Origin of the sequence: Paenibacillus silagei, assembly GCF_017874735.1 — a bacterium.
GTDB classification, from domain to species: Bacteria; Bacillota; Bacilli; order Paenibacillales; family Paenibacillaceae; genus Paenibacillus_AQ; species Paenibacillus_AQ silagei.
In genome coordinates this window covers 210,183-216,775 of sequence record NZ_JAGGLV010000012.1, presented here as the reverse complement: position 1 = coordinate 216,775, position 6,593 = coordinate 210,183, and the positions used below count along the sequence as shown (strand labels likewise).

Annotated in this window: 4 protein-coding genes; 3 read left to right on the top strand and 1 reads right to left on the bottom strand. The window is 53.6% G+C overall.

The window, feature by feature from the left end:
- Positions 1-277: 277 nt before the first annotated feature.
- Positions 278-1,069 (bottom strand): helix-turn-helix transcriptional regulator, encoded by a 792-nt coding sequence (locus J2Z70_RS18870; RefSeq protein WP_209875816.1) that lies wholly within the window; start codon positions 1,067-1,069, stop codon positions 278-280.
- 240 nt (positions 1,070-1,309) lie between these two features.
- Here J2Z70_RS18870 and J2Z70_RS18865 point away from each other — a divergent pair, with 240 nt between their 5' ends.
- From J2Z70_RS18865 to J2Z70_RS18855, 3 genes are all read left to right on the top strand, one after another.
- Positions 1,310-3,055, top strand: coding sequence for a family 43 glycosylhydrolase (locus tag J2Z70_RS18865; protein WP_342593029.1), 1,746 nt, complete (start codon positions 1,310-1,312; stop codon positions 3,053-3,055).
- A gap of 78 nt (positions 3,056-3,133) precedes the next feature.
- Positions 3,134-4,735: a response regulator gene (locus J2Z70_RS18860; protein ID WP_209875812.1), complete on the top strand. Its 1,602-nt coding sequence runs from the start codon at positions 3,134-3,136 to the stop codon at positions 4,733-4,735.
- 19 nt (positions 4,736-4,754) lie between these two features.
- Positions 4,755-6,497 carry a sensor histidine kinase gene (locus J2Z70_RS18855; RefSeq protein ID WP_209875810.1) on the top strand — a complete coding sequence of 581 codons (1,743 nt, stop codon included), beginning with the start codon at positions 4,755-4,757 and terminating at the stop codon, positions 6,495-6,497.
- Positions 6,498-6,593: the final 96 nt, after the last annotated feature.

The following is a 6,593-nucleotide window of genomic DNA, read 5'->3' as shown; positions in this document are numbered from 1 at the left end:
AAAACGAAACGTTCTTTTGGGGCGGTGGGTCTTTTTTTGTCAAAATCCAGTCTGCGGCACATTTCCCGGTACTTTTATTTTCGTATTAAACCGATTACATTGGGCTAGGCGGAGGCGCGAGGATGGAATGTAATCGAAAAACCGATTACATTGGGCGGCGGCGAGAGGGTGCCCATAGTTGGAGCAACGATGTATTCACATTTCCACATACTCTTTGCCATACTCCTAACTAACTCCCACTTTAGCCTCGTCTAACTCCGACCCTATTACACTCCCGCTATTCCCCCTTCCGAATCAGCGGTTGCTTGGAAGCCAGACGCTCCCGGTAGGCGCGGGGGGAGAAGCCGGTCAGCTGGCGGAACTGGCGGCAGAAATGCTCGACATTGGCGTAGCCGCAGAGGGCGGCGATCTCGGCGATTTTATGCTGGCCGAAGCCCAGCTTCTCCTTGGCCAGCCGAATCCGGCATTGGATGACATCCTCCATGCAGGAGATGCCGAAGGCGGATTTGTAGATGGTCTGGAGGTAGCCGGTGCTGATGTGCAGATACCCGGCCATTGAGGATACAGTCCAAGGGTGGCCCGGATTGCTGTACAGCGTCTTGCGCAGCTCCAGCAGATTATAATACTGCGGCGTCAGCTTGTCCTGGGACGCTTCGGACAGCTTGTTGAACAAGAGGCGGAACAGGTAGTCAATGGACAGCTCCCGGTAATCGTTCTGGAACGAGTTCTCCAGCGTCAGCAGCTGGAACAGCTGATGGCAATACCCGGGATCGGGCAGGGAGAACGGGCTGCCCAGCGGCAGGACGCTTTCGGTGATATACGATTCATCCGCATCGAAGCGCACCCAGTCGTTGACATACCTCCGGGAGCAGGCGCGGTAATAGATGTTGCGCCCTGGAGGATACAAAGCGACAGAGTGAGCTGGAAATTCCTTCAATTCACCGTCCACTTCAAACACCGCCGGGGTCTGGGTCAGGACAAGAAGCCAGGCGTCCAGTCCTTCGGGGATACTGTAGACAAAATTAGCCGGATGTGCGGCATCGTATTCCACGTAATGAATTGTGGGCATGGGCTTCTCCTTTCTGCGGATAGATCAATTAATGGTCAGTAAATATCATTGTTAGAATTTCGGTGAATCTCTATAATTTATAGTGGATATAAGAGTGAATTCTAAGGTTAACCGAACAGTGCGTGATTATTATTATTAGTAATTATCAATATGAAGGAAGGTTATGAATTCATGATACCACAACAAAACGAAGATCGGAAAGATATCCTTTGCTATACAAGACTGCCGCAGGAGGATATCGTGTATGCATCGAAGCTGGCTTATAGTATGCACCTGGCTTACAAGACGGAGAGGGGCCAGTATCAGGCATTGAATCATAACTCGGGTGTCCTGTTCGCCAAGGCGACGGAGAATGAGGATGGGACGCTCCGGGCCAAAAGCTTGAAGCAGCCGTATCTCTTCTACTTGGCAGACGGGAATTTCGGCGTCCTCGCCGTGCGCACCGAGGCTGACGGGGAAGCAGATGAACAAAGCAAGGGCAAGGTATTGCTGTTCTCCTCTCCCGATCTGCTGCAATACAGCGAGATTGGACTGCTGGAGCTTAAGGCAGACACTCATGTAAGCGATGTCTCCTGCACCTACGACCCGGAGCGAAACGGTTACCTGATCCAATGGATAGACGGGCAGGGTCAGGGCTACGAGAATTTCACTGCCGACATCATGAGCCTTACGAATGTCTCAGCACCGGTGGAGGCGGAGCCGTTCACGCTGGAAGCGGTGCAGACTGATATCGAGGGAATCCAGCCGCGTAATAGGATCGCTGTCTCCCCTGAGATAGCCCGCAGACTCTTTTGCAAGCTTACGGTGCCGGAGAACATTGCTGTCGTAGTACCGGACCGTGTGAATGCGGCATCGGTGGAGGATGTGAAGGGGGTCCGGGCAACGGCCCTATATAGTGATGGAACGCAGGCTGCCAAAAAAGTCCATTGGAACACGGATGCCATCAACTGGGACAAGGCCGGAACCTATAGCATCACCGGTGAGATCCATCAGGATCACTTTCCATTCCCGGTTGCACTTAACCGTGCGGACCCTTGCATTGCAGAGTGGAGGGGGAAATATTATTTCATTGCGACTAATGATGCGGATAAGGAACATACGTTGTATATGAGGGAAGCCAATACGATTCCCGGGCTGGTGACTGCCGAGGAAGCCCTGATCCTCGATTCCTCCACGTATGAAGAGATTGGCGGCCTGCTGTGGGCACCGGAACTCCATATCATTGAAGACGAGCTGTATATTTTCCATGCCGCAACGCCAGGGGAATTCTTCCACGAAGAGTCGCATGTGATGAAGCTGAGCCCCGGCGGAAATCCCATGAATGCTGCGGACTGGTCCAGGCCCCGCCGGGTAGTGAAGAAGGACGGCAGCTATCTGTGCGAAGCAGGCAAGACGATCTCTCTGGATATGACGGTCATCCGCTGGAATGGTAAGCTCTATGCGGCATGGTCGGAGCGCCAATTCCTGCCGGTGGATCTTGGAGCCTGGGTCTATATCGCCACGATTGACCCGCAGGAGCCGTGGAGGCTGACGAGTGATCCGGTGCTGTTGACCCGGCCGGATTACGGCTGGGCCAATAACCATACGTTCGTGGATGAAGGTCCGTTCGCTCTGTACACTGATGAGAAGCTGTACGTGACTTTTGCCAGTGCAGCGGTGGATGCTACTTATGTGGTCGGTCTGCTGACCGCAGACAAGGGGGCAGATTTGCTGGATATCCAGAGCTGGACCAAGGGCAATTATCCGCTGCTGACCTCCAGAAGCGTGCCGGGAGAATACGGGCCGGGTCATAATTCCTATGTGACGGACGAGGACGGGGTCATCTGGAACGCCTACCACGCCAGACCGGGAATCGAGGGACCGCGCAGCTCCGGCCTGCGCCGTGTGCATTTTGACATTGATGGTGCTCCAGTTCTGGATCTTACCGAGGAGAAGGACCTGAATCCGGGCCTGAAGCAGGTATCCATGGAAGTCATCGTAGGCTAGACTACGGGCCCGCCTAACTCTATAATATTCCTTATCATCGGGGAATCCTTGACCGTTTACTTAGGCCGGGGATTCCCTTTGTTTCACGATCTTACCGGAGGAGTGGATGCTGAAGTGTACGGGATCATTATTGTCGATGATGAGCTGTTTGTCCGCAAGGGTCTGATCGGAATGATTGACTGGGAGGGCAGCGGATTCCGGATAGTGGATGAGGCGGACAACGGGGAAGATGCGCTGGAGCTGATCCGGGCCAAGCGGCCGCAGCTCGTAATCACCGATATCCGCATGCCGGTCCTGGATGGCATCGGGCTGATTGAGGCGGTGACCGAGGAGCAGCTTGGAACGGAATTTATCATTATCAGCGGATATAACGATTTCCGGTATGCCCAGCAGGCGGTCCGGTATGGCGTGCTGGACTATGTGCTGAAGCCGATTAATGAGCACGAAATTGTGAAAGCGCTTCATAAGTTCCGCGATTTATTCACTGCGCGCAAGCAGCTCCAGGACCGGCTGAGCATTCATGAGGGAGTGAAGCGGGTAGAGGCGCTGATCCGGGGGGAAGCGGTGGATGAAGTGCTAGACGCCTGGGAGCAGCAGTGGATAGAGGCGGGGTCCCGCCAGTTCACCTATGTGCTGCTGGAGGTGAACAATGTGTTCCCCTGGAGCGGGCAGTCCATGCCCGGGAAGGCGGAGCTGAAGGAGGCGATCCGGCAGGCGGTGCAGCAGTTCACAGCAGAGACGCCTATTATCTATGAGCACCGGAGGTTCTTCGGCTTCATTGTGCCGGAACATTATCTGGCGAACCATGAAGGGGAGCTGCGCAGCTTCCTGGAGCATTGTCTGAGCAAGCTCTATCAGCGTTATCCCTTGCAGGTTCAAGCGTATGCGGGCAGGCCGGTGAGCACGCTTCAGGAGCTGAAGCATTCGTATACCTCGGCCAAGCAGACTGTGGAGTACAAATATGTCCGGCCTGCCCAGCCGATTCTGCTGTCCTCTGATATTGCCGGTCTGTCCCTGAACTACATCCATACCAGTAGTAGGGTGTTTCAGGCGCTGATTGAAGCGATTGAGGAGGGTAAGCACACGGAGATCATGGGCGGGATCGGTAAGCTGTTCGCAGAATTTCAGGAGAAGCTGGTCTCCCGGGAAGCGATGAAGGCCGTAGCCATTCAATGCGTCCATAGTGTGCTGCATACTATACGGAGCATGGAGGGGGATGAGAAGCAGCTGGCGAGCCTTGTCCCGATGATGAACTGGCCGGATCATAACATCACCCTTGCGGAGCTGAGGTCCTTGTTCGAAGCCTTTGCGCTGGAAGCGGCGGAGCGGATTCAAGAGCTGTACCAGAGCTACGGCAGCAGCGGGCTGTACCGGATCAAGTGCTATGTGGACCGGAACTTCCATGAGAACCTGAACCTCAAGCAGATCGCAGGCCAGTTCTATATGAACTCAGCCTATCTTGGCCAGGTGTTCAAGAAGAATTACGGCATGTACTTCAATGACTATCTGCTCCAGCTGCGTATCACCGAGGCCAAGAAGCTGCTGCGGCAGACCGATCTGCGGATCTATGAAATCGCCGAGCAGGTCGGATTCAAGAATGCTGATTATTTCGTCACCCAGTTCGAGAAGCTGGAGCAGAGAACGCCTACAGAATATAGAAACCGGACGGGCAACCGTTAATGCCAGGAGGGGGCGCTGCATGAAGCTGCTGAATAATATCCGGCTCAGGAATAAAATGTTCCTCGTCTATTTCCTCGGGGTCATCGCTCCGATTATTCTCACGAATGTGATCTTCTACAACACGATTACCGGAAATGTGAAGGCGCAGCGGATCAAGGACATCGATCTGGCGGTGGAACAGATTAAGAATGAGTTCCGGCTGATGGTGGATCAGGCCGTGGGCTTGTCCTCTTTTTTCTATGCGGATTACAAGACCAATGAGGTGCTGGACCGTAACTTCACACAGACCGAAGACTATGTCGAGGCTTACGACCTCTATCTCAGGTCCACCCTGAACAACTATTCCCCGTTCTCTTCCTCGCTGCAAAACAAGACCATCTATGTGGATAACCCCACGCTGCTGAATTCTGGGAATATCGGGATTCTGTCCGCGGAGGTCCGGGAGAGTGTCTGGTATAAAGAGTGGATGCAGGAGGCCTCTTCCCAGCCGATGTTCGTCCGCACCCAGGATGCAGGCGGCCGGTTCCAGTCGTTCTCGCTGCTGCGGCGGATGGATTATTTCGCGGACCGCATGGTCAAGGAGAAGCTGGTGAAGATTGATTTTAAGACGATTGATCTGATGGAGGTCTTCGCCAATCTGAACGTGCAGGGGGATGTGTATCTGCTGGGGCCGGAGGGCCGGATTGAATATACGACGAACCAGGCCATAGACTGGCAGGGGAAGGACCGGCAGCTGTATGCCTCCCTGAAGCAGGAGCAACTCATTGATTTCGAGAAGGAATACGGCAGTATCAGCTATCTGTCCGGCTGGCGGATTGTCGGCACAGTGAATGAGAACGAGATCATCAAGGAGGTGCTGAAATCCCGTTATTTCATCCTCTGGTCGGCCTGCCTGATGATGATTGTCCCCACCGTTATTATTCTGATCATTACCCGTTCGATCAACCTCCGGATTATTGAGATCCTGAAGCATATGAAAAAGGTGAAGACGCAGCAGTTCCAGATGATCATGCACGGGGAATCGCGCGATGAGATCGGCCAGCTGACCCTGGAGTTCAACAGTATGATTATGCAGATTAAGGCCCTGATTAACGATGTGTATCTTACAGAGATTCAGAAGAAGTCGCTGGAGCTGGAGCGGCGGAAGGCGCAGCTGAATGCTCTGCAGAGCCAGATTAACCCGCACTTCCTGTTCAATGCGCTGGAGACGATTCGGATGCGGAGCCTGCTGAAGCAGGAGAACGAGACGGCCAAAATCATCCAGAGCATGGCGATGATCCTGCGCAGCTCGCTGACCTGGAATAAGGAGTGGGTGAGCGTGGAGGAGGAGCTGGGCTTCATTCTCTGTTTTCTGGATATCCAGAAATACCGGTTCGAGGATAAGCTGAGCTATCATATCGATGTGCAGCCTGAGGCCTACGCCTGCGTTGTCCCCAAAATGGTGTTCCTGCCCTTCGTGGAGAACGCCAGTATTCATGGCATCGAGCCGCTCAAAAAAGGCGGAAGCATTGAGATCCGCATCAGCATGGAGGGGGATGAGGTGGTCTTCCAAGTGGCGGACAACGGGATTGGCATGAGCAGTGAGCAGGTTGACACTCTGTACGGATACCTCGACATGGAAGGGATTATCGGCGAGCGGATCGGAATACAGAATGTTATCTACAGAGTAACGATGCTGTATGGCAGGCGCGCAATCTTCCAGGTGGACAGCAGACCGGGTGAAGGGACACGGATTGAGCTGAGAATTCCAGTTCATCCATAGTTTTCAAAGGAGAAGCCATAATTTCACGGGTAACGGAGGAATGAAAACGCTTTTATACTAAAGAAGCACTAAACCATGAATATACAAGGGGGAGTA

Bases quoted from the DNA above. Each gene is read 5' to 3' on its own strand.
- J2Z70_RS18855 (WP_209875810.1), top strand. From the start codon at position 4,755: ATGAAGCTGCTGAATAATATCCGGCTCAGGAATAAAATGTTCCTCGTC.
- J2Z70_RS18870 (WP_209875816.1), bottom strand. From the start codon at position 1,069: ATGCCCACAATTCATTACGTGGAATACGATGCCGCACATCCGGCTAAT.